This window comes from Microbacterium hydrocarbonoxydans (assembly GCF_023715885.1).
Taxonomy (GTDB): domain Bacteria; phylum Actinomycetota; class Actinomycetes; order Actinomycetales; family Microbacteriaceae; genus Microbacterium; species Microbacterium hydrocarbonoxydans_C.
Window position 1 is genome coordinate 591,283 of sequence record NZ_JAMBOY010000002.1, and the last position, 22,255, is coordinate 613,537.

Below are 22,255 nucleotides of genomic sequence, written 5' to 3' on the forward strand. Positions count from 1 at the left end.
CGGACTTCGGGTCGTCCGACGCTGAGCATCAGTATGGACCCGGGATATTCGTCAGCGGAAGAGCAAATCTCGTTCGAAATACGCATTTAACATGACGCACGAAGGAGGGATTCGAAGGCCCGCGTCACCAGCCTTCCGAGAGCACCCGATCGAGCGATGCGAGCATATGATCGGCGCTCTCCTGCGTCAGGCAGAGCGGCGGCTTCACCTTCAGCACGTTCGATCGCTCCGAGGTCGCGAGGATCACGACCCCCAGCTCCCGCATCCGTTCGCAGATCGCCGCCGCCTCGGCATCCGCCGGCTCCATCGTCTCCCGGTCGCGCACGAGCTCCACGCCGAGGTACAGACCCGCCCCGTGCACGGGTCCGACGAGCTGATGCCGTCGCGAGAGCTCCCGGAACCCTGCCGCCAGCCGATCGCCGATCTCGCGTGCGTTGCTCTGGAGCCCGTCCGCTTCCATCGCGTCGAGCACCGCGATGCCCACCCGACAGCTCAGCGTGCTTCCGCCTGCGGAGGAGAAGAACTGCCCCTGGCTGCTCAGCGCGTCGGCGATGCGCTTCGAGGTGATGACGCCGCCGATCGGGAATCCGTTGCCCATGGGCTTCGCGATCGTGACGATGTCCGGCACGACACCGGACTTCTCGAAGCCCCAGAACGTCGAGCCCATGCGCCCGAACCCGACCTGCACCTCGTCGGCGATGCAGAGCCCGCCGCGAGCGCGCACACGTTCGTAGGCTCCGGCCAGGTATCCGTCGGGGAGCAGCACGCCCCCGGCATTGCCGAGCACGGATTCGCAGAGGAAGGCCGCGACGTCCCGCCCCTCGGCGGCGAGTCGGTCGAGGTCGGCGTCGAGGTCCGCGAGGTAGCGGTCGGCGGTGTCGTCGCCGCGGTAGGTGCCTCGGTAGCGATTGGGCACGTCGGCGACGTGCACCCAGTCGGGGCGCGTCTCGAGCGCGAAGGGGTTGTCGTAGGCGCTGGTCGTGACCGCGTCGCTCGCCATGGTCCAGCCGTGGTACGCCTCCCGGAGCGCGACGACCGTTCGACGCGCGGTGGCCGCCTGCGCGAGCCGGAGGGCGAGATCGACCGCCTCCGACCCGCTGTTGACGAGCAGCACCGTGTCGAGCGCGCTGCCCGCCGGCATGAGGGCGATGAGGCGCTCGCTGTATTCGGCGAGGTCGCGGTAGAGGAACCGCGAGTTGGTCGCGAGGGTGCGCAGCTGACGGCTCGCGGCCTCCGCCACGAGAGGGTGCGCGTGACCGAGGCCGGCGACGTTGTTCACCATGTCGACGTACGTGCGACCCGTCGTGTCGATGAGGTGGTGGCGCCATCCGCGCTCGATCTGCGGCGGACGCTCGTAGTACCGCTCCTGCGCCTCGGCGAAGATGCGCTCCCGCCGGCGCAGTTCGTCCTGTGCCTCGTCACGCTCCGCGTGCGATCGGATGCCGAGAAGCGGGGCCGGATCAGACGTGAGGCGCCGCCACGCGGGCACGCGTTCCGGCGTGACGAGCGCTGCTCCGTCGTCGGAGAGCTCGAGCTGCGGCGCGTCCGTCCGTCGGATCCCGATCACGAGCACCGCGGAACCGTCGGTCGAGGCGACGGTCGCGATCTCCTCCCCCGCGCCCACCTCCCGGCCGGCGGACCAGACGCGCAGTCCAGCGCTTCGCACCTCCAGCACCCACCCGGGGTCCGCGACGAGGCGGAATCCTGAGTCGATCTCCTGCACCTCTCCAGTCCACGGTGCGACCACGCGCGACTCCCGCCCAGGAACGAGATGCAGCTCGGTCTCGACCGGCCACGTCGCCGCCGGGTGGGCGGAGTCGACCGCCGCACGGGTGAGGCGGAACGCCCCGTACGGCAGCACCGCGACGTCCGCGCCCCGCGCGTGCGCGTCGGCGACGAGCCGGGCCTCGGCATCGGCATCCATCCAGCGTCCGGCGTCGAGCTCGGCCGACTCGATGCCCGCGTCGACGACGACCAGCGAGCCGACGAGGTCGGGGAGCAGTTCATGTGTCGACTGCGGCTGACCGGCGGCCGGGGCGATGTCCACCCGCTCGAGGACGTGCGCGACGGCTTCGACGAGCGGTACAGCGGTCGCGGCGTCGAAGATCGCCTGCTCCGTCGCGATGCGTTCGCGCGCGTAGTCGTTGGCACCGTCGATCGCGAGCTGCCGCCATCCGCTGGCGACGAGCAGCGCCGCCCGCAGCACGATGAGCGGCCAGACGGCTTCCGCCTCCTCGCGGTGCAGCGGCACGCGCTCGTGGAAGGCTGCGATCGTCTCGAGCACCCGGAGCGGACGCTCCGGCTCGTGGTGCAGCATCGATGAGGCGCATACCGCGAGCTCCGCGACCCGCCATCCCAGTCCGAGGTCGCCGAGGTCGAGAACGACGTGCGGATGCAGCCGTGAGTCCGCTCTGCGGACGCCCGTCGTGTTGTCGTCGGTGAGGTCGCCGTGGATCGGCTGCACCGGAAGGTCGGCCCCTACCGTGGCGACGACCGCGTGCGCCTCGTCCGCCGCCGACAGCACGCGCTGTCGCAGGTCGGCGTCGCCGATCGCGTCGGCGAGCCCGCGGATCTGGTCGTACGCGACACGCATGTCCCACATCTGATCCCGCTCGAGTCCCGGATGCCGCAGGTCGACGAGCGCCGAGACGGATGCCGCGGCGAGCGCGCCGAACTCGGCGAGCACGACCGGAGCGAGGTAGCCAACATCGACGATCGGCTCGCCCTCTGCGTACTCGCTGCGCCGCACGGCGAACCCCCGCCAGCGCTGGGTCAGCCGTCCGTCGAGACCGGGGAGCACGGCCGGCACGCGAACACCGGCGGCGCGGTACGCCTCGAGCGCGGCGTGCTGGGCATCGCGCGCCTCGTCGCCGAACACGGGATTGTCGACCCTCAGCACGCTGCGCCCGCCACCCGCCGCGTGCAGCACGAAGTTCCGGTCCTGGTTGCTGCCGAGCTCGGTCGCCCGCACCTCGACGCCATAGCACTCGCGGGCGATCGCCTCCGCATCCTCCGTCGTGACGTCCGGGCGGACCAGGCCTGCGCCGACGCTCACTCCCCACCCGCCGGGCCGTCGACGCGGACGTCGTGGGCGTGCCGCGCCAGCGAGCTGCCGTAGCGCTCAGTGAGCTGCACCATGAGGTCGGGGGTGTCGCGGTCGACGCCGAAGACGTGGCCGGGGAAGTCGAGCTCGGGCTGAGCGGCGGCGATCTCGTCCTCCCGGTCCGGCGAGAGGAGCTGCACGGGGTCGCCGACGGCCACCCAGCCGATCGGCACGACGGTCCCCGACGGCAGCACCGCACGCCGGTGCACGATCGCGTTCACGCGCACCTCGCAGCGGTCGCCGACGATCGCGCCGTTGAAGATCCTCGCGCCAGAGGCGAAGAAGACCTCCTCGCCGACCGTGGCACCCGCGATGCTGGCGAGGGTGCCGACGAGCGTATGCGGCCCGATGTGCACGGCATTCGCCGCGGTCGCCCTGATGAGGGCGTTCTCCATGACGATCACGTGCTCACCGAGGGTGATCGGTCCGCCCTCGGCCGTGATGACGGCCCCGTGCAGGACCTGGCAGCCGGGCCCGATCTGCACGTCGCCGGAGATCACGGCGGTCGGAGCGATGACGGCGGTGTCGTGGATCTGGGGGCGAGCCCCGAGGTGCTCGTACAGCATGAGGTCAGCGTAGCGCCGACTGCCCCTCGGCCTGGAAGGCTATTCCTTGGTCGCGGCGGAGCGGCGCAGCATCCCGATCACGAGCGTGGCGAGGAACAGCACGATTCCCAAGACCGCCAGCCACAGCAGCCCCTTGATGACGAAGCCGAAGACCGCGAGACCGGCCCACAGGACGAGGAGGATGATCAGCAGTGCCCACATGGGTTCAGCATCCCTCCGCGGCGCAACGTCGGTCACCCCGTTGACGTGCGGCTCGCCCGTCGCTAGAGCCACTGCTACGCTCGCTCACATGGCAGGCCTCTGACTCGATCCCATCCCCGCCGCTCGGCTGCGTTCCGCACGCCCCGGCGCCTCCGATCGAAAGGCACCCCATGCACGCTTCCCCTCTCCCCCTGCTCGGCAGGACCGCCCTCGTGACCGGCGTCTCGCGACGGCGCGGCATCGGCTTCGCGACCGCCGCCCGCCTCGCCGCCCTCGGCGCCAACGTCGTGATTCAGCACTATCGTCCGCACGACCTCGAGCAGCCATGGGGCGGGGATGACCTCCAGGCGGTCCGCGCCGGGGTCTCCGACGCTCTCGCACCGGAGGCCGTGATGAGCGATCACCACGCCGATCTGCGCGATCCGGCGACGGTCGAACCGCTGCTCGACGCGGCATCGGCCCTGACGGGCCGCCTCGACATCCTCGTGTGCAATCAGGCTCTGACCGGTGGGGACGGCTCGATCTTCGACATGACCGCCGAACGGCTCGATGAGCACTGGCAGACCAACGCCCGCGCGTCGCTGCTGCTGACCGCGGGTCTCGCGCGGCGGCGGCGGTCCGAGCTCGGGGGTGCGGATGCCGGCGTGGCTCGACCGGGAGATCGTGTCGCCGACCTCGGCCCCTTCGACGCCCCGACCGGTCACGTCGTCTGGATGACCTCGGGGCAGGGCCACGGCGCGATGGTGGGCGAGATCGCCTATGCGACGAGCAAAGCCGCCCTGGCAGGCATCACGCGGTCGGTCGCGCGAGAGCTGCTCGACGTGGGGATCGTGTTGAACACGGTCAACCCCGGTCCCGTCAACACCGGCTACCTCGACCCCGACACCACCGACCGGGACCTGTCGGGCGTCGCAGACTGGATCAGCGCGCAGCCGTTCGGCCGGGTGGGGCGGCCGTCCGACCCCGCGAGCCTGATCGGTTGGCTCTGCACCCCGGAAGGGTCGTGGGTCGTCGGGCAGGTCCTCACGTCGGACGGCGGCTTCTCGCTCTGAGGCGGTGGCCGTTGATCGGCATCCGCCCGCGCCCTACCCTGCCTCCATGGGCGTATCGAATCTGTTCCCGATCCTGCGCACGCCGGACCTCCCTCGTCTCAGTCGCTTCTACGAGGAGGCGTTCGGCGCGACCGTCACCTATCGCTACACGCACGAAGGTGCCGACGTGTACATCGCCCTCGCGGTGAATGGGGGCGCGCTGGGAATCGGGCTCGACGCCGACGTCACCCCCGGCAACCCGATAGCGATCTGGCTGTACGTCGACGACGCGGACGCCACCTATGCGACGACCCTCGCCGCCGGCGCGGAATCGATCGCAGCACCCGAGAACCTGCCGTGGGGCGAGCGGGTCGCCCAGATCCGCGACCCGGACGGCAACCTCCTGTACGTCGCGACGCTCCCGGCCGACTAGCTCCCCTCACTCGGCCTTGACGGGCTCCGGGAAGATCGCGGTGAACAGCTGGCCGACCCACTCGAGCAGCTCGGCGTCGGGCAGGGGCTCGAGGCCCACGCCCACGGCGGCCGGCACGGTCGGCACGGGCACGACCAGCGCCTCGCCGCCCGCCACGAGCTTGGCCTTCGGGTACAGCCGCTGCAGGCGGACCTTGATCGAGTCCTCGAGGCGCGCGGGAGCGATGCGCAGGTTCGATCCCATGACCACGACGTCGGCGAGACCGGCCCGCGCCGCGCGTCGCCGCAGGCGGGCGACGGCGATCAGACCCTCGACCTCCTCCGGAGGCGTGCCGTAGCGGTCGGTGAGCTCGTCGATCACGAGATCGATCGCGTCGTCTTTGGCGGTCGCGGCCGAGGCGGCCGAGAGCTTCTGATAGGCCTCCAGGCGCAGACGCTCGCTGTCGATGTAGTACTCGGGGATGCGGGCGTCGAGCGGCAGTTCGAGTCGCAGCTCCTGACCGCTCTCGACCTCGTCGCCGCGGAACGTCGCGACGGCCTCGCCGATCATCCGCAGATAGAGGTCGAAGCCCACGCCGGCGATGTGCCCTGCCTGCTCGGCGCCGAGCATGTTGCCCGCTCCGCGCAGCTCGAGGTCCTTCAGGGCGACCTGCATGCCCGAGCCGAGGTCGTTGTTCACGGCGATGGTCTGGAGCCGGTCGGCCGCCGTCTCCGAGAGCGGCTTCATGTCGTCGTAGAGGAAGTACGCGTAGGCGCGCTCGCGTCCGCGGCCCACGCGCCCGCGGAGCTGGTGCAGCTGACTGAGACCGTACTTGTCGGCACGGTCGATGATGATGGTGTTCGCGTTGGAGATGTCGAGACCGGTCTCGATGATCGTCGTCGAGACGAGCACATCGAACTTGCGCTCCCAGAAGTCGTCGACGACCTGCTCGAGCTGGTGCTCGCCCATCTGTCCGTGGGCGACCGCGATCCGAGCCTCCGGTACGAGCTCGGCGAGCTGCGCGGCGACCCGCTGGATCGACTGCACCCGGTTGTGCACGAAGAACACCTGGCCCTCGCGCAGGATCTCGCGGCGGATGGCGGCGGCGATCTGCTTGTCGCTGCGGGGCCCGACGAACGAGAGGATCGGATGGCGGTCCTCGGGCGGGGTCGCGAGCGTGGACATCTCGCGGATGCCGGTCACGGCCATCTCGAGCGTGCGCGGGATGGGAGTCGCGCTCATCGCGAGGATGTCGACGTTGGTCTTCATCTTCTTGAGCGCGTCCTTGTGCTCGACGCCGAACCGCTGCTCCTCGTCGATGATCATCAGGCCGAGGTCTTTGAAGATGACCTGGTCGGTGAGGATGCGGTGCGTGCCGATGACCATGTCGACCGTGCCGTCGAGCAGGCCCTCCAGCGTGAGACGGGCCTCCTTGTCGGTCTGGAAGCGCGACAGCGGCCGCACCTTGACCGGGAAGCCGGCGAACCGCTCGGTGAAGGTCTCCAGGTGCTGCTTCACGAGCAGGGTGGTCGGCACGAGCATGGCGACCTGCTTGCCGTCCTGGATCGCCTTGAACGCCGCGCGCACGGCGACCTCGGTCTTGCCGAAGCCCACATCCCCCGACAGCAGGCGGTCCATGGGGATGGGCCGCTCCATGTCGGCCTTGATCTCGTCGATCGTCTGCAGCTGGTCGTTCGTCTCGGCGAACGGGAAGGCCTCTTCGAGCTCCCGCTGCCACGGGGTGTCAGGGCCGAACGCGTGGCCCTTCGCGCTCATGCGCGCCGAGTAGAGCTTGACGAGCTCGACAGCGATGTCGCGCACGGCCTTGCGCGCCTTGCCCTTCGCCTGAGCCCAGTCGCTGCCGCCCATCTTCGACAGGGTGGGGGCCTCGCCGCCCACGTATTTCGACAGCAGGTCGAGCTGGTCGGTCGGCACGAAGAGCTTGTCGCCCGGGTAGCCGCGCTTCGACGGCGCGTACTCGAGCACGAGGTAGTCGCGCGTCGACTTGGTCGCGTTGCGTCCGCCCGTCGACACCTCGCGCTTGGTCATCTCGACGAAGCGCCCGATGCCGTGCGTGTTGTGCACGACGAAGTCGCCCTGCTTGAGCTGCAGCGGATCGACGACGTTCTTCCGCCGCGACGCGAGCTTCTTCACGACGCGCTGGTCGCCGCCGATCGTGCGTCCGTAGAACTCGTTGTCGGTGAGGACGGCGAGCTTGGCGTCGGCGATCTGGAAGCCCGACTCGACGGCTCCCGTCACGAGCGTCGCGACACCGGCGTCGGGGAGCTCGGTCAGCTGCTCGACGACGCGGGCGGCGATGCCCCGGTCGGAGAGGACGTCGCGCGCCCGGTCGACGAGACCGGGGCCGGTCGCGATCACCACGACGCGCCACCCGTCCGACACCTTCGCGTCGACGAACGAGATCGCGCCGTCGACGTTGCCGTGGAACGAGGGGATGACGGCGGCGTCGATCGTCTCGGCATCCTCTCCGCCCATCGCGAAGGGGCTGAGGCGCCACCACACGCCTCCGCGGTCGCGCACGATCTCGCGGAGCCGGGCGATGGTGAGGAAATCGCCCGCGCCGAGGTCGATGGGCGCGGAGGCACCGGAGGTCGCGGCGCTCCACGCGGCGTCGAGGAACTCGCGGTTGGTCTCGCCGAGCGTGATCGCGCGGGCGCTGGAGCGCTCGGGGTCGACCACCGCGGTGGCGCTGCCCTCGGGGAGGTACTCGACCAGCGACTTCAGCGGACCCGCAACGGCCGGCAGCAGGGACTCCATCCCCTCGACGGGGATGCCCTCGGCCATCTTCTCGAGCATCCCGGCGATCGCGGGGAAGCCGCCGATCAATGCGCGCGCGCGGTCGCGCACGTCCTGCGTGAGCAGCAGCTCGCGGCTGGGTGGCAGATCGACGAGCGCCACGTCGCCCGGGAGCGAGCGCTGGTCTGCCACGGAGAATGCACGGATCTGGTCGACCTCGTCGCCGAAGAACTCGATGCGGAAGGGGTGCTCGGACGTCGGCGGGAACACGTCGAGGATGCCGCCGCGCACCGCGAACTCGCCGCGGCGCGACACCATGTCGACGCGGGAGTAGGCGCGCTCGACCAGCTGCTCCGCGACGTGGTCGAGCTCGTACCCCCGGGTGCCGACGGAGAGCTCCAGCGGTGCGATCTCGCCGAGGTTGCCCGCAATCGGCTGCAGTGCCGCACGGACGGATGCCACGACGACGAGCGGCCGCTCTCCCGACCACTCGGCGATGCGACGGAGGGTCTGCAACCGCTGGCCGACCGTGTCGGGGCTGGGGCTGAGCCGCTCATGCGGCAGGGTCTCCCATGCCGGGAAGGTGACGACCTCGGCCTCGGGCAGGTAAGCCGCAAGAGCCTGCGAGAGCGACTCGGCCCGGCGGCCCGTCGGGACGACAGCGAGCAGCGACGCGGGCTGCCCGGCGGCGCGGCGCTTGTCGAGCAGCCCGGCGGCGCGGCGCTTGTCGAGCAGCCCGGCGAGTGCGGGCGCGTCGAGTCCGTCGACCAGTCCGAGGTCGGCGTCGGTCTGCGCCCAGCGGAGGGCGTCGCGGTACAGAGACGCCTCTTCCAAGGCGCGCAGAATCCCCGGAACAGTCACCTGACAAGCCTAGCCGCGGCGTCGGACATCGGCTCCCGGTCGCAAGCTCACGGGCGCGCGCGTCCGCCGTGCGCGCCCTCGCGCCCGCGCCCTCGTTCCACGTCCGCCTTCGCCGAGCCACCCCTTAACGTGCGAACCACCCCCCTCGAGCCCGTCCATAAAGGGGCCGCTCGGGCGCAAGAGGGCCGCTCGGCGATCAGTAGGCTTTCCGGATGGAACCCGTCACCCTCACCACCGAGCGCCTCGTGCTGCGCGCGCCTGACGCCTCCGACGTCGACGCGATCACCGAGGCGTGCCAGGATCCGGAGATCCAGAGGTGGACCACGATTCCCAGCCCCTATTCCCGTGCAGACGCTGAAGACTTCGTGCGGCTCATCGGCGAATGGTGGGCTGACGGCAGCCAGACGGTCTGGGCGGCGTACCGTGAGGGCGAGCTCGTCGCATCGATCGGACTGCATCACATCACCGACGCGGTCGGCGGCGGTCATGCCGAACTGGGATTCTGGGTGACCGCCTCCGCTCGCGGCAACGGGTACGTCGTCGAGGCGGCGAGGGCGGTCGTCGACCACGGGTTCGGTGAGCTCGGCCTCGCACGCATCGTCTGGCGCGCGGTCCTCGGCAACGTGCCGTCGGCACGTGCTGCCCGAGCGCTGGGTTTCCGTTACGAGGGGCTGTCACGGCAGGGTCTCACGAGCCGACGCGGACGGGACGACGGCTGGGTGGCGGGTCTGCTCCCCACCGACGACCGCACACCCGTGCCCTGGCCTGTGCTGGACTGATCCGCCGGATCCTGGCCCCGTGTCGGACCCGGGTGGCAGGATGGGCGCATGCCGGAGATGCCGGAAGTACAGGGCCTGACGACCTTCCTCGCCGACCGCGTGGTGGGGCGCACGATCACACGAACGAGCGTCGGGGCGATCGCCGCGCTCAAGACCTACGATCCGCCGAATACAGCGCTGCACGGTGCCGAGATCACGGCGGCCACGCGGCGGGGCAAGTTCGTCGTGCTGTCGGCGGGCGACGACCTGCATCTGGTCTTCCACCTCGCGAAGGCCGGCTGGCTGCGGTGGTACGAGATGCTGCCGACCACGCTCATCAAGCCGGGCAAGTCGCCGATCGCCCTGCGCGTGGCGTTCGACGACGACAGCGGGTTCGATCTCACCGAGGCGGGAACGAAGAAGTCGCTGGCCGTGTACGTCGTGCACGACCCCGAAGAGGTTCCGGGCATCGAACGGCTCGGGCCTGACCCCCTCGATCCCGAGTTCACCCGCGAGGCGTTCGGAGATGTGCTCACCGGGCGGCGGATGCAGATCAAGGGCCTCCTCCGCGACCAGGGTGTGATCGCGGGGATCGGTAACGCCTACTCCGACGAGATCCTGCACGCGGCGAAGATGTCGCCGTATGCGATCGCCGACAAGCTGACCGCAGACGAGGTCGACCGGCTCTACGCCGCCATGCACAGCACGCTGACGGACGCCGTGGCGCAGGCGTCAGGAAAGCCTCCGGCCGATCTCAAAGACGCGAAGCGGAGGGGGATGCAGGTGCACGCCCGCCGCGGCGAGACGTGTCCCGTCTGCGGGGACACCGTACGGAGCGTGTTCTTCGCCGACCGCTCAATGGAGTACTGCCCGACCTGCCAGACCGGCGGCAAGATCCTCGCCGATCGCCGGCTCTCGCGCCTGCTGAAGTGACCCGCCCGACGAGAGTCGTATGAACGCTTTCATTACGGGGAATGAAACGTGCTCCCGCGCGACTTGTACACTCAGAACATCAACGTGCTCCGGGGTCGGTGAGAATCCGAACCGGCGGTGACAGTCCGCGAGCGTCTCGATTCGTCGAGGTGCCGATCCGGTGGAAATCCGGAACCGACGGTGATGCGAGGCCCGGCCTCGCTAGTCCGGAAGGGAGGCAGCACGGTGGGCCGCCGCATGCGCGTTCCGCCATCTCCTCCCTGCGATCCCTGAGTCCAGAGAGGAACACGGATGGCAGTGAACGAGGCGGAACGCCGGGCGATGACCCGCGCGCTCGAGCTCGCGACCCTGGGCCCGCGCGGGGTGAACCCGCAGGTGGGTGCCGTGATCCTCTCCCCCGACGGCGAGGTTCTCGCCGAGGGCTGGCATCGCGGGGCCGGCACGCCTCACGCGGAGGTCGACGCGCTGTCGAAGCTCGCTCCGGGCGCCGCTGCCGGTGCGACCGCGGTCGTCACGCTCGAGCCCTGCAATCACACGGGACGCACGGGGCCGTGTGCGGTCGCCCTGATCGAAGCCGGCGTCGCGCGGGTCGTCTACGCGCTCGACGACCCCGGCGCCGTCTCGGGCGGCGGAGCCGAACGGCTGCGCGCTGCTGGCGTGAGCGTCGACTCCGGCGAGCAGGCCGACGCCGCGCACCGGATCATCGACGGCTGGCTCACCGCCCAGCGGCTCGGACGTCCGCATGTCACGGTGAAGTGGGCGCAGAGCCTCGACGGCCGCGCCGCGGCATCCGACGGCTCCAGCCAATGGATCACCGGACCGGAGGCGCGCGCCGACGTGCACCGCCGTCGCGCGGTCGCCGACGCGATCGCCGTCGGCACCGGCACCGTCCTCGCCGACGACCCGTCGCTGACGGCTCGCGAAGGCGACGATCTCTACCCGACCCAGCCGATCCCGGTCGTGATCGGGACCCGTCCCGTTCCCGCCGAGGCGGCGATCCGCCGTCATCCGCACTCCCCCCTCGCCTACGACACGCATGACCTGCACGCCGTGCTCGCGGATCTGCACGCTCGCGGCATCCAGTCGGTCTTCGTCGAGGGAGGACCGACTCTCGCGAGCGCTTTCCTCGCCGCAGGGCTGGCCGACCGCGTGCTCGCCTATGTAGCCCCTGTCCTGCTCGGCGGCGATCGCGTCGCGCTCACCGACATCGGGGTGCGATCCATCGACGAGGCACGTCGTCTGACGGTCGACGAGTGGATGCCGCTGGGCGCCGACCTGCTCGCGATCGCACACCCCGCGGTTGCCGGAGACCTCGCACCGCACGCTGTGAAGACCTCACGAGAAGGAGCACGCTGATGTTCACGGGAATCATCGAGGAGATCGGCGAGATCACAGCGATCACGCCGTCCGGCGACGGGTGGCGGCTCACCGTTCGCGCCCCGAAGGCGGCGGCGGATGCCGTGCATGGCGAATCCATCGCGGTGTCCGGCGTGTGCCTCACGGTCGTCGCGTCGACGCCCGTGTCCTTCGACGCCGACGTCATGAAGCAGACACTCGACGTGGCGGCGCTGGGCTCGGCATCCGTCGGCACGCGCGTCAACATCGAGAAGGCGATGCCCGTCGGGGCCCGCCTGGGCGGCCACATCGTGCAGGGGCATGTCGACGGAGTCGGCGTGGTCGTCGACGTGCGCCCCGGCGAGCAGTGGAGCGTGCTGCGGATCTCGCTGCCGGACGACCTCGCCCCGCTCGTCGTCGACAAGGGCTCGATGTCGGTCGACGGCACCTCGCTCACCGTGAGCGCGGTGAGCGACCCGAGCACTTCGGACGCCTGGTTCGAGGTGTCGCTCATCCCGGAGACCCTCGCGGCCACGACCCTCGGATCCCGCGCGGTCGGAGACCGCGTAAACCTCGAGACCGACATCCTCGCCCGGCACGTCGAGCGGCTGCTCGCTTTCCGGGCCGCACCGGAAGGAGGCTCGCGATGAGCCTTTCCACCATCCCCGAGGCGCTCGAGGCGCTCCGCGCCGGACGCCCGGTGCTCGTCGCCGACGACGAGAACCGCGAGAACGAGGGCGACGTCGTGCTCTCCGCCGAGCTGGCGACACCCGAGTGGGTCGCGTGGACCGTGCGCTGGTCGTCGGGTTTCATCTGCGCTCCGATGCCCGCCGACCTCGCCGACAGCCTGAATCTCCCGCCGATGGTCGCCGCGAGTGAAGACGCCCGCTCGACCGCCTACACGGTGAGCGTGGATGCCGCCGAGGGCGTCACGACGGGTATCAGCGCGCACGACAGGGCGCACACCCTGAACGTCCTGGCGAACCCGGACTCCACGGCCACGAGCATCATCCGCCCCGGGCATGTTCTCCCGCTGCGCGCGGTCGACGGCGGCGTGCGCGAGCGCAACGGACACACGGAGGCCGCGGTCGAGCTCATGAAGCTCGCCGGCCTGAATCCGGTCGGCGCGATCGCCGAGGTGGTCGCCGAGGATGGCAGCATGATGCGCCTCCCCGGACTCCTCGAGCTCGGAGCGCGCGACGGAGTGCCGGTCATCACCATCGAGCAGCTCATCGCGCATCTCAACGAGATCGACCCGGACGGGGCCACCCCGGGGGTCGGGAGCCGCCGCGTGAGCCTGCGCGCCGATGCCACCGTGCCGACCGAACACGGGTCGTTCCGCTTCCTGGCGTACAAGGATCGCGTGACCGGGACCGACCACATCGCGGTCGTCTCCGGCGAGCTGAGCGAGACCGCGCTGGTGCGCGTGCACTCTGAGTGCCTGACGGGCGAAGCGTTCGGGTCGTTGAAGTGCGAGTGCGGCCCGCAGCTCGATGCGGCGCTCGATGCCATCGAGCAGGACGGCGGCGTGGTGATCTACATGCGCGGCCACGAGGGGCGCGGGATCGGCCTCATCAACAAACTGCGCGCCTACAGCCTGCAGGAGGAGGGGTTCGACACGGTCGACGCCAACCTCGCGCTCGGCCTCCCGGCAGACGCCCGCGACTACGCGGCGGCGGCCGGCATCCTCTCCGACCTCGGGGTGTCGAAGGTGCGGCTGCTGACGAACAACACCGACAAGGTGAACCAGTTGCGCACCCTCGGCCTCGACGTCGTGGAGCAGGTGCCGCTGATCGTGGGGGTCGGGCCGAACAACCACCAGTACCTCGAGACCAAGCGTGACCGCATGGGTCACATCATCGGAGAGGCGGAGCTGGCACAGGCTCTCGCCGACGGAAAGAAGGACGACGCATGAGCGGCGCAGGAGCAGCACCCCGCACGGAGAAGATCGACGGATCAGGCCTCGACGTCGTCGTGATCGCCGGCACGTGGCACGAGGTCATCACGAACGGGCTCATCGCCGGTGCGCAGCGCGTGCTCGACGACTCCGGTGCCTCCTACCGCGTGGTACGGGTCCCCGGCTCGTTCGAGCTCGCCGTGGCGGCGCAGGCCGCGTTCGCCGGCGGAGCGGACGCCGTCGTGGCGCTCGGCGTGATCATCCGCGGCGGCACGCCGCACTTCGAGTACGTGTCGGCCGCGACGACCGATGGGCTTACACGGGTCTCGCTCGACGCGGGCAAGCCGGTCGGATTCGGCGTGCTGACGCTCGACGACGAGAAGCAGGGCCTCGATCGGGCAGGCCTCGAGGGCTCGCACGAGGACAAGGGCGCGGAAGCGGCGGATGCCGCGCTGCGCACCGCACTTGTGATCAGGGAGCTTCGCGGCTGAACCGGCCGTGCTGCGCACGGCGCTCGTCATTCGAAAGCTGCGCCGCTGAGTGAGGCCGCCCTTGCTGGCGGAACATCGCCGCGCGTCAGTAGCGTGAGGGCATGGAGACCCTGCGCCACATCGTTCTCTTCGTCCACCTGATCGGCTTCGCCGTTCTCTTCGGAGCATGGGCGGTGCAGGCCTTCGGCGGCAAGCGCGAGTTCACACGCCTCATGAGCATCGGCATGACGATCGCCGCGGTCGCGGGGCTCGCGCTCGCCGCCCCCTGGGGGCTTCCTGAGGGAGCGGAGCTGAACTACGCCAAGATCGGCACGAAGCTCGTCGTGCTGCTCGCGATCAGCGCTGTGCTGGGGATCGGCACGGCTCGGCAGAAGCGCGGCGACGGCGTTCCCGCAGCGATGTTCTGGCTCGTCGGCATCCTGACCGCGGCGAACGTCGCGATCGCTACGATCTGGCGCTGAGCCTCCGGGGTCCCTCACCGCGTTTCGTCTCGCTCCGCTCGCTCAACGACCGGGGAGGGTTCGCTCGCGGGATCGTCACCGCGTTTCGTCTCGCTGCGCTCGCTCAACGACCCGAGAGACGCGCCCTGAGTGGGGCGTCGAGATCTCAGCGGCGCGGAGGCGCCGTGCTCCCCCGCACCACTAGCTCGGTGCCCACGAGCGGCGTCTGAGCCCGCTCTCCCCCGTCGAGCTCCGAGAGCAGGGCGTCGACGGCGAGCGCACCGACTCGCTCCGGGTGCTGCTGGACGGTGGTCAGCGGCGGCCACAGCTGTGCGGCATCGGGAAGGCCGTCGAAGCCGACGACGCTGACGTCCCCCGGGACGTCGAGACCGCCCTCTCGGAACGCGCGCACGACGCCGATCGCCATCTGGTCGTTCGCGACGAAGACGGCCGAGACGCCGTCGAGATCGCGCAGTCGCAGCCCGGCCCGGTATCCCGACTCCGCGGTCCAATCACCCTGCAGCGGTTCGGGTGCCACCAGGCCGCGATCCGTGAGGGTCCGCCGCCAGGACTCGCGACGACGCTCCGCGGAGTACGACTCGGCGGGACCCGCCACATGCCACACCGTGTCGTGGCCGAGATCGAGCAGGTGCTCCGTGGCGAGCCGTGCCCCCTGCGCCTGATCAGTGTCGACGTACGGGTGGGCCGACCCGCGGTTGGAATCGACGAGCACGACGGGCAGCCCGTCGGGGATCTCGACATCCGCCTCGTCGAGCTGATGCGCTTCGATCACGATGATGATGCCGTCGAGCGCGTGCTCCTCGAGACGCCGGAAGGCTCCGGCGACGGTCTCCCGCGCACTGGACTCGACGGGGATCAGCGTCAGCGCGTAACCCATCTGGGAGGCACGCACGGCGATCGCGTCAAGTGTGCGCTGATTGCCGTAGGAGCTGAACGAGAACATGACGACGCCGATCGCGCGGAAGCGTCCGGAGCGCAGCGCCCGAGCCGCGCTGTTGGGTCGGTACCCGAGCCGCTGCATGGCGGCCTCGACACGCTCGCGAGTGGCGGCGCCCACGTAGCCGCGCGCATTGACGACGCGGGACACCGTCTGCCCCGAGACCCCTGCCTCGCGCGCCACGTCCTCCATCGACGGATCGCGGCGACGCTGCGGCGCCTCTCCGAGCTGTTGCGATGTCACGTCACCCATCCGTTCATGTGTTGACGTTGACACACTAGCAGCGCATCGAATATGTTGACGTTGACACACGGCGCAGTGCGCCCCCGTTTCTCTCAGAAGGCCCGTCGATGACGACTCAGAACTCCGCGGTGATCGCCGATCACGGCATCCGCCGACGCGAGAAGCGCGACTGGAAGGGATGGGCGTTCGTCGGCCCGTTCATGATCGTGTTCGCGCTGGTGTTCCTCGCCCCGCTCGCGTACTCCGTGTACTTGAGCTTCTTCCAGGAGAAGCTGATCGGAGGGACCGCGTTCGTCGGCCTCGACAACTACGTGCGCGCCCTCACCGACTCGCAGTTCTGGGAGGCGTTCCTCCGCGTCCTGCTGTTCCTCGTCGTGCAGGTGCCGATCATGCTCCTGCTCGCCCTCGCTGCGGCGCTCGCGTTGGACAGCGCACGCCTGCGCGGGGCGTCGTTCTTCCGCATCCTGATCTTCCTGCCCTACGCGGTGCCGGCCGTCGTGGCGGTGCTGATGTGGGGATACATCTACGGCGACCAGTTCGGACTCACGAGCAACATCAACGACTTCCTCGGCGTCGACGCCATCACACCCTTCGCGAAGGAGTGGATGCTGGTCTCGATCGGCAACATCGTCACGTGGGAGTTCGTCGGCTACAACATGCTGATCTTCTACTCCTCGTTGAAGACCATCCCGACGGAGATGTACGAGGCCGCCGCCCTCGACGGCGCCGGCGCGTGGCGGACCATCTTCTCGATCAAGATCCCCTCGGTGCGCGGCGCCCTCGTGATCGCGACGATCTTCTCCATCATCGGCAGCTTCCAGCTGTTCAACGAGCCGAACATCCTGCGACCGCTCGCCCCGAACGTCATCACCACGTACTTCACCCCCAACATGTACGCGTACAACCTGTCCTTCGCCGGGCAGCAGTTCAACTACGCCGCCACCGTCGCCATCATCATGGGCGTCATCACCGCGGTGATCGCCTATGTCGTGCAGCTGCGCGGCTCGAAGTCGGAGGTGCGCTGACATGGCACTCCCCCTCGCCCGCACCAGCGCGAAGCGCAACGATCCGCTGAACCCGCGAAGGTCGAAGATCCTCCTCATCGTGATGATCGGGTACGCGCTGTACACGTTGATCCCGCTCGTGTGGCTGCTGTTCAGCGCGACCAAGACGCAATCCGGACTCTTCAGCTCGTTCGGACTCTGGTTCGCCGACGACTTCGCCTTCGTCGACAACCTCGTGGCGACGCTCACCTATCGCGACGGGATCTTCCTGCGGTGGCTCGGCAACACGCTGCTCTACGTCGTCGTCGGCGCGGGCGGAGCCACGCTTCTCGCGACGATGGCCGGGTACGGTCTGGCGAAGTTCCGCTTCCCCGGCCGCCGCGCGGTGTTCGCGATCGTGCTCGGCGCGGTCGCCGTGCCCGGTACGGCACTCGCCGTGCCCACCTTCCTGCTCTTCAGCGAGCTCGGGCTGACGAACACCCCCTGGGCCGTCATCATCCCGTCGCTCATCAGCCCGTTCGGCCTCTACCTGATCTGGGTGTTCGCCTCGGAGTCCGTTCCGACCGAACTGCTCGAGGCCGCCCGCATCGACGGCGCGGGCGAGTTCCGCACCTTCTTCACGATCTCGATGCGGCTGCTGGCGCCCGGCATCGTCACGGTCGCGCTGTTCACGGTCGTGGCGACGTGGAACAACTACTTCCTCCCGCTGATCATGCTCTCGGATCCCGACTGGTACCCGCTGACCGTCGGCCTGAACCAGTGGAGCGCGCAGGCCATCGGCGCCGGCTCCCAACCGATCTACAACCTCGTGATCATGGGCTCGCTGCTCACGATCATCCCGATCGTCATCGCGTTCCTGCTGCTGCAGCGCTTCTGGCAGTCAGGTCTCACCGCCGGAAGCGTCAAGCAGTAGCCTCCGGCATCCTCCGCACCCGAAAGCCGGTCCGACGCTGGACCGCACCCTGAAAGGACACAGCAATGAAGCACCTTCCCTCCCCCGCCGCGCGTCGCACCGTCGCGGTGCTCGCGGCAGGCACCGTGGCCGCGCTCGCGCTGGCCGGTTGCAGCACGGGCGGCGACGCCGGATCCGGCGCAGCCGGCGACGGATCGTTCGACTCGGTCGAAGCGGCTCTCGAGAAGGGCGGCGAGATCACGTACTGGTCGTGGACGCCGTCGGCCGAAGCCCAGGTCGAGGCCTTCGAGAAGGAGTACCCGAACGTGACCGTGAACGTGGTCAACGCGGGCACCAACAACGAGGAGTACACGAAGCTGCAGAACGCCATCAAGGCGGGTTCGGGCGCGCCCGACGTGGTGCAGGTCGAGTACTACGCCTTTCCCCAGTTCGCCCTGACCGACGCCTTCGTCGACCTCTCGCAGTTCGGGTTCGCCGACTTCGAGGACGACTACACGGCGTCGACGTGGAACTCCGTCACCGACGGCGACGCGATCTACGGCCTGCCGCAGGACTCCGGCCCGATGGCTCTCTTCTACAACAAGGCCGTGTTCGACGCCGCGGGCATCACCGTGCCCACCACGTGGGACGAGTACTACGAGGCGGCCAAGGCCATTCACGCAAGCAACCCGGACGCGTACATCACGAACGACACCGGCGACGCGGGCTTCGCGACGTCGATGATCTGGCAGGCCGGAGGCAAGCCTTTCGCGACCTCCGGCACCGACGTCACGATCGACCTGGAGGACGCCGGTACGAAGAAGTGGACCGAGAACTGGAACCGACTGGTGGAGGAGGGCCTCGTCGCCCCGACCAGCAGCTGGAGCGACGAGTGGTTCCGCGCCCTCGGCGACGGCAGCATCGCGACGCTCGTGATCGGCGCGTGGATGCCGGGCAACCTCATCTCCGGTGCCCCGGACGGCGCCGGCGACTGGCGCGTGGCGCCGATGCCGACGTACGACGGCACTCCGGCGACGGCTGAGAACGGCGGCGGCGGCCAGGCCGTCACGAAGCAGAGCGAGAACCCGGCGCTGGCAGCGGGCTTCCTGTGGTGGCTGAACAACTCGGAGGAGAGCATCTCGATCTTCCTGGAGTCCGGCGGTTTCCCCTCGACCACCGCGGAGCTCTCCAGCGAGGAGTTCCTCGCCGACGCACCCGAGTACTTCGGCGGCCAGAAGATCAACGAGGTGCTCGCGGCCGCGGCCGGCGACGTCGTCGACGGCTGGAGCTACCTGCCCTACCAGGTGTACGCGAACAGCATCTTCGGCGACACGGTCGGCCAGTCCTACCAGAACGGCACGGACCTGAACGACGGTCTCGCGTCCTGGCAGGAGGCGCTCACGCAGTACGGCGACGAGCAGGGCTTCACCGTCAACAAGTAACACCGCCGAGGGCCGGGCGGGGACCTTCTCCGTCCGGCCCTCCGACCGAAAGCACCGCATCGTGACCTCCTTCTCCATCGGCGAGACCGACTTCCTCCGCGGGGGCGAGCCCCACCGGGTGATCTCCGGCGCCATCCACTACTTCCGCGTCCACCCCGATCAGTGGGCGGACCGCATCCGCAAGGCCCGTCTGATGGGTCTCAACACGGTCGAGACCTACGTGGCCTGGAATGCGCACGAGCCGCGCCGCGGCGAGTGGGATGCCACGTGGTGGAACGATCTCGGCCGTTTCCTGGACCTGATCCAGGCGGAGGGGATGGACGCGATCGTGCGCCCCGGCCCTTACATCTGCGCCGAGTGGCACAACGGCGGGCTGCCCATCTGGCTGACGGCCGGCGGGCGGGAGCTCCGCTCGTCGGAGCCGACGTTCCTCGCCGATGTGAGCGAGTACCTCCGCCGTGTGTACGAGATCGTCGCTCCGCGGCAGATCGACCGCGGCGGCCCCGTGGTCCTCGTGCAGATCGAGAACGAGTACGGTGCCTACGGAGCGGACTCCGCCTACCTGGAGGCCCTCGTCGCCCTCACCCGGGACGCCGGCATCACCGTGCCGCTCACGACGGTCGATCAGCCGACCGATCGGATGCTGGCGGACGGCAGCCTCCCGTCGCTGCACAAGACCGCCTCGTTCGGGTCGCGCAGCGCCGAGCGTCTCGCGACGCTCCGCGCGCACCAGCCGACCGGTCCCCTGATGTGCTCGGAGTTCTGGGACGGCTGGTTCGACTGGTGGGGTGGCGTGCACCACACGACCGATGTTGCCGCGGCCGCTGCGGACCTCGACGCGCTGCTCGCCGCGGGCGCGTCGGTGAACATCTACATGTTCCACGGCGGCACGAACTTCGGCCTCACGAACGGCGCGAACGACAAGGGCCGCTATCTGCCGATCGTGACGTCGTACGACTACGACGCCCCGCTCGACGAGGCCGGCGAACCCACCGCGAAGTTCCACGCGTTCCGCGAGGTGATCGCCCGGTACGCTCCTGTGCCCGACGAGGTGCCCTCGCGCTCGGCTCCGGCCCTCGAGTTCTCCGCACCGCTCCGCGCGGTCGGTCCATGGACGGATGCCGCGGCGACCGCCGCGCCGACCGATGACCCCGCGACGTTCGACGCGCTCGAGCACGCGAGCGCTCTCGTCCGCTACGACGTGCCGCTGCCCGAGGGCCGAGGCGGCCTGCTGTCGATCGACGACGTGCGCGACCTCGCCTGGGTGAACGTCGACGGGCAGCCGGTCGGCACCCTGTCGCGCACCCGTCACGACCGGAGCCTGCCGATTCCGGCAGGTCGCATGCTCAGCATCCTGGTCGAGGACCAGGGGCGGGTGAACTACGAGCACAGGCTCGGCGAGGAGAAGGGGCTGATCGGCGCGATCACGCTCGACGGCGTCGCCCTCCGCGGGTGGCGGTCGACCCCTCTGGATGTCGCGGCGATCGCCGCGCGAGCGGCGCAGTCCCCCGCCGACGGCGCGACATCTTCGGGAGCTTCCGCCCAACCCCTCGCCTGGGTCGGCGAGTTCGACCTCGCATCACCGACCGACCTGTTCCTCGACACGGATCGCTGGAGCAAGGGATACGCGTTCGTCAACGGGTTCTTCCTGGGACGCTACTGGCGCAACGGTCCGACCCGGACGCTGTACGTTCCCGCACCCGCCACGTCTGCTGGAGCGAACCGGGTCGTGGTGCTCGAGCTCGAGCAACTGCTGGATCCCCGGGCGGCGTTCGTCTCCCGTGCCGATCTCGGCGACGTCGAGGAGTGAGCGCGTCGCGCACCATCAGGGCGGTGGCACTCGGCCCTCACTCGTCGGCGACCGCGTCCCAGACCGCCCGCGTCGGTGCGCCGACGCTCGTCGCGCGGATCCGCTGCCAGTTGCGACCGCCTCGGCCGAACGCGGCCTGCACGTCCGGCGGCACCATCTCATCGGCTATGGGCTCCGCGAGCCAGTCGCACGCGCGGACGTGCACGAGGTCGACGGCATCGGCTGCGTCGTCAGTGTCATACGCCCAGGGCCCGACGAGCCGGCCGAGATAGGTCAGCTCGTCGACATCTCTCGTCCAGACGAAGGAGCCGATCGGCGCCTTGGCGAATCTCTCGATACGCCATGCCAGTCGGATGCCGGACTGCGCGTCCGCCAGGGTGAGCGCGTCCTGCAGGGAATCCGGCGCAGGGTGCAGCCTCCCGCCGATCCCGCAGACTCCGAGGGCGAGCGCCCGTTCCGTCCCAGCCCCGCGCGGCACGGCGTCGTCGCGCGATCGCATCGGCGCGCGGTACACGAACGTCTCTTCCCTCATGCGATCGGCACCAGGTTCGCCTCGAGCCCGGATCCGTCGATCGTCACGGTCATCATGGTGCAGACCGGCTGACGACGGCGGTCCGTCGGCGAGCCGGGGTTGAGCAGCCGCATGCCCGACGGCGCGACCGAGTCCCACGGGATGTGCGAGTGGCCGAAGATCAGCAGGTCGGTCTCAGGGAACGCCTCGTCCATGCGCTGCTCCCGGCGAGCGGCCTGACCCGTCTCGTGAATCATCGCGACGCGCACGTCCTCGGCCTCGAACCGGGCGACCTCCGGGAGTCTCGCGCGCAGGTCGGCACCATCGTTGTTGCCGTACACGCCGTGGAAGACGCGCGACCGCGATTCGATGAGATCGAGGGTCGGCAGATCGACCCAGTCTCCCGCGTGCGCGACGACGTCCGCCTCGTCGATCGCATGCAGCACGGCGTCCGGCAGGCGACGTGCACGCTTCGGCACATGCGTGTCGGCGAGGAGCAGCATCCGGGTTGTCATCGGCATCCTTCCGCAGGGTTTTCCCCGACTCTACGCAGGTCGATCCCGGCGGCCGACCGTCATGCGCGCCCAGGAAACACTCAGGAAGGCGTAGG

At 69.7% G+C, this 22,255-nt stretch carries 20 protein-coding genes and 1 riboswitch; of the genes, 13 read left to right on the forward strand and 7 right to left on the reverse strand.

Annotation, left to right across the window (positions count from 1 at the left end):
* Nucleotides 1–124: 124 nt before the first annotated feature.
* The 3 genes from M3195_RS07140 to M3195_RS07150 are packed head-to-tail and all read right to left on the reverse strand — an operon-like array spanning nucleotide 125 to nucleotide 3,870.
* Nucleotides 125–3,055, reverse strand: a complete 2,931-nt coding sequence (locus M3195_RS07140) for an aminotransferase (protein WP_251585994.1) — start codon at nucleotides 3,053–3,055, stop codon at nucleotides 125–127.
* Entirely contained in the window at nucleotides 3,052–3,669 is a 618-nt protein-coding gene (locus M3195_RS07145) for a gamma carbonic anhydrase family protein (protein ID WP_251585996.1), read from the reverse strand. Before M3195_RS07145 ends, M3195_RS07140 begins: the two co-directional genes overlap by 4 nt.
* A gap of 39 nt (nucleotides 3,670–3,708) precedes the next feature.
* Nucleotides 3,709–3,870, reverse strand: a complete 162-nt coding sequence (locus tag M3195_RS07150) for a hypothetical protein (protein ID WP_251585999.1) — start codon at nucleotides 3,868–3,870, stop codon at nucleotides 3,709–3,711.
* 170 nt (nucleotides 3,871–4,040) lie between these two features.
* Here M3195_RS07150 and M3195_RS07155 point away from each other — a divergent pair, with 170 nt between their 5' ends.
* Nucleotides 4,041–4,922 carry an SDR family oxidoreductase gene (locus tag M3195_RS07155; protein ID WP_251586001.1) on the forward strand — a complete coding sequence of 294 codons (882 nt, stop codon included), beginning with the start codon at nucleotides 4,041–4,043 and terminating at the stop codon, nucleotides 4,920–4,922.
* Nucleotides 4,923–4,968: 46 nt separating this feature from the next.
* On the forward strand, nucleotides 4,969–5,334 hold the full coding sequence (locus tag M3195_RS07160) for a VOC family protein (protein WP_251586003.1): 366 nt from the start codon (nucleotides 4,969–4,971) through the stop codon (nucleotides 5,332–5,334).
* 6 nt (nucleotides 5,335–5,340) lie between these two features.
* Here M3195_RS07160 and mfd read toward each other — a convergent pair whose 3' ends face one another.
* Nucleotides 5,341–8,931, reverse strand: a complete 3,591-nt coding sequence (gene mfd / locus M3195_RS07165; protein ID WP_251586005.1) for a transcription-repair coupling factor — start codon at nucleotides 8,929–8,931, stop codon at nucleotides 5,341–5,343.
* Nucleotides 8,932–9,143: 212 nt separating this feature from the next.
* Between mfd and M3195_RS07170 the strand changes: the two genes are divergently transcribed.
* The 7 genes from M3195_RS07170 to M3195_RS07200 all read left to right on the forward strand — a co-directional run bounded on the left by M3195_RS07170 (nucleotide 9,144) and on the right by M3195_RS07200 (nucleotide 14,806).
* On the forward strand, nucleotides 9,144–9,710 hold the full coding sequence (locus M3195_RS07170; RefSeq protein ID WP_251586007.1) for a GNAT family N-acetyltransferase: 567 nt from the start codon (nucleotides 9,144–9,146) through the stop codon (nucleotides 9,708–9,710).
* Between the two features lie 48 nt (nucleotides 9,711–9,758).
* Nucleotides 9,759–10,622, forward strand: a complete 864-nt coding sequence (locus M3195_RS07175; protein WP_251586008.1) for an Fpg/Nei family DNA glycosylase — start codon at nucleotides 9,759–9,761, stop codon at nucleotides 10,620–10,622.
* A gap of 81 nt (nucleotides 10,623–10,703) precedes the next feature.
* A riboswitch (FMN riboswitch) is annotated at nucleotides 10,704–10,849 on the forward strand.
* A gap of 64 nt (nucleotides 10,850–10,913) precedes the next feature.
* On the forward strand, nucleotides 10,914–11,978 hold the full coding sequence (gene ribD, locus M3195_RS07180) for a bifunctional diaminohydroxyphosphoribosylaminopyrimidine deaminase/5-amino-6-(5-phosphoribosylamino)uracil reductase RibD (protein ID WP_251586009.1): 1,065 nt from the start codon (nucleotides 10,914–10,916) through the stop codon (nucleotides 11,976–11,978).
* On the forward strand, nucleotides 11,978–12,607 hold the full coding sequence (locus M3195_RS07185; protein ID WP_251586010.1) for a riboflavin synthase: 630 nt from the start codon (nucleotides 11,978–11,980) through the stop codon (nucleotides 12,605–12,607). The genes ribD and M3195_RS07185 overlap by 1 nt, the downstream gene beginning before the upstream one ends.
* The gene (gene ribA / locus M3195_RS07190) at nucleotides 12,604–13,872 is read left to right on the forward strand and encodes a GTP cyclohydrolase II (protein WP_251586012.1); all 1,269 of its coding nucleotides are present in this window, start codon (nucleotides 12,604–12,606) and stop codon (nucleotides 13,870–13,872) included. Before M3195_RS07185 ends, ribA begins: the two co-directional genes overlap by 4 nt.
* The gene (ribH, locus tag M3195_RS07195) at nucleotides 13,869–14,345 is read left to right on the forward strand and encodes a 6,7-dimethyl-8-ribityllumazine synthase (RefSeq protein ID WP_251586014.1); all 477 of its coding nucleotides are present in this window, start codon (nucleotides 13,869–13,871) and stop codon (nucleotides 14,343–14,345) included. The genes ribA and ribH overlap by 4 nt, the downstream gene beginning before the upstream one ends.
* Nucleotides 14,346–14,446: 101 nt before the next feature.
* Nucleotides 14,447–14,806, forward strand: coding sequence for a Fe-S protein (locus M3195_RS07200; protein ID WP_251586016.1), 360 nt, complete (start codon nucleotides 14,447–14,449; stop codon nucleotides 14,804–14,806).
* 145 nt (nucleotides 14,807–14,951) lie between these two features.
* Here M3195_RS07200 and M3195_RS07205 read toward each other — a convergent pair whose 3' ends face one another.
* Nucleotides 14,952–15,935, reverse strand: coding sequence for a LacI family DNA-binding transcriptional regulator (locus M3195_RS07205; RefSeq protein WP_251586453.1), 984 nt, complete (start codon nucleotides 15,933–15,935; stop codon nucleotides 14,952–14,954).
* A gap of 158 nt (nucleotides 15,936–16,093) precedes the next feature.
* Between M3195_RS07205 and M3195_RS07210 the strand changes: the two genes are divergently transcribed.
* From M3195_RS07210 to M3195_RS07225, 4 genes are all read left to right on the forward strand, one after another.
* A complete protein-coding gene (locus M3195_RS07210; protein ID WP_251586018.1) occupies nucleotides 16,094–17,011 on the forward strand; it encodes a carbohydrate ABC transporter permease in 918 nt (305 codons plus the stop codon).
* A 1-nt stretch (nucleotide 17,012) separates the two neighbouring features.
* Entirely contained in the window at nucleotides 17,013–17,903 is an 891-nt protein-coding gene (locus tag M3195_RS07215; RefSeq protein WP_251586020.1) for a carbohydrate ABC transporter permease, read from the forward strand.
* 65 nt (nucleotides 17,904–17,968) lie between these two features.
* Nucleotides 17,969–19,324 (forward strand): ABC transporter substrate-binding protein, encoded by a 1,356-nt coding sequence (locus M3195_RS07220; RefSeq protein WP_251586023.1) that lies wholly within the window; start codon nucleotides 17,969–17,971, stop codon nucleotides 19,322–19,324.
* Nucleotides 19,325–19,385: 61 nt separating this feature from the next.
* Nucleotides 19,386–21,134 (forward strand): glycoside hydrolase family 35 protein, encoded by a 1,749-nt coding sequence (locus M3195_RS07225; RefSeq protein ID WP_251586025.1) that lies wholly within the window; start codon nucleotides 19,386–19,388, stop codon nucleotides 21,132–21,134.
* Between the two features lie 37 nt (nucleotides 21,135–21,171).
* On the opposite strand, the gene M3195_RS07230 is transcribed toward M3195_RS07225, so the two are convergent.
* Both M3195_RS07230 and M3195_RS07235 read right to left on the reverse strand, forming a co-directional pair.
* Nucleotides 21,172–21,666 carry a GAF domain-containing protein gene (locus M3195_RS07230; protein ID WP_251586026.1) on the reverse strand — a complete coding sequence of 165 codons (495 nt, stop codon included), beginning with the start codon at nucleotides 21,664–21,666 and terminating at the stop codon, nucleotides 21,172–21,174.
* A complete protein-coding gene (locus tag M3195_RS07235; protein WP_251586028.1) occupies nucleotides 21,663–22,160 on the reverse strand; it encodes a metallophosphoesterase family protein in 498 nt (165 codons plus the stop codon). Before M3195_RS07235 ends, M3195_RS07230 begins: the two co-directional genes overlap by 4 nt.
* Nucleotides 22,161–22,255: the final 95 nt, after the last annotated feature.